This window comes from Segatella maculosa OT 289, assembly GCF_000243015.1.
In the GTDB taxonomy this organism is placed as follows: Bacteria; Bacteroidota; Bacteroidia; order Bacteroidales; family Bacteroidaceae; genus Prevotella; species Prevotella maculosa.
In genome coordinates, this window is the sequence record NZ_JH594520.1 from 1 (window position 1) to 1,009 (window position 1,009).

A 1,009-nucleotide genomic window follows, 5' to 3' on the forward strand; every position below is an offset into this window, starting at 1 on the left:
CTCAGTATGTTCTACCCGTCTACCTGTGTCGGATTGCGGTACGGGTACCCAATGGATCAAGCTTAGCGGATTTTCTAGGAAGTCTGATTACCTGCACTATCGGCTACCCCCCAGGGGGTTGCCGTACTATCAAGGTCGGCTCTGAGGGTGGATTTGCCTGCCCTCATCGGCGCCTACACTCTTCAACGGGGACTTCCGTCGCCCCGCGGCAGTGTCACTACTCCGTCTCCACGTCGCTCCACTAGGTAGTAACGGAATATTAACCGTTTCTGCCATCGCCCTCGCCGTTCGGCTGAGACTTAGGACCCGACTTACCCCGGGCTGATTGGCATTGCCCGGGAAACCTTAGACTTATGGCGGAGGGGAATCTAACCCCTCTTATCGTTACTTATACCTACATTTGCGTTTCCATGCGCTCCAGGATAACTCGCGTACACCATTCGACGCACATGGAATGCTCCCCTACCGATACTTTTTATATACAATGCTATCCCGCGACTTCGGCATCTGCCTTATACCCGATTATTATCCACGCCCGGACCCTCGACCAGTGAGCTGTTACGCACTCTTTGAATGAATGGCTGCTTCCAAGCCAACATCCTGGCTGTCACGGGGACCGGACTTCGTTAGACTAACTCAGGCAGAATTTCGGGGCCTTAGTCGGCGGTCCGGATTCTTCTCCTCTCGGGGACGGACCTTAGCACCCGCCCCCTTACTGCATGGCTGCGGTCCGTGAGCATTCGGAGTTCGTCAGGTCGCGATAGGCGGTGAAGCCCTCTTGACCTATCGGTCGCTCTACCTCTCACGGAGATCGCCACACGCGGCACCTAAATGCCTTTCGGGGAGTACGAGCTATCTCCAAGTTTGATTGGCCTTTCACTCCTACACTCAACTCATCCGGAAGCTTTTCAACGCTTATCGGTGCGGTCCTCCATTCCGTGTTACCGGAACTTCAACCTGGTCAAGTGTAGATCACTTGGTTTCGCGTCTACCACCACTGACTTCTGAC

At 54.7% G+C, this 1,009-nt stretch carries 1 rRNA gene; it reads right to left on the reverse strand.

From position 1 onward, the window contains the following. Nucleotides 1–1,009 (reverse strand): 23S ribosomal RNA (locus tag HMPREF9944_RS12895); the annotation flags it as partial.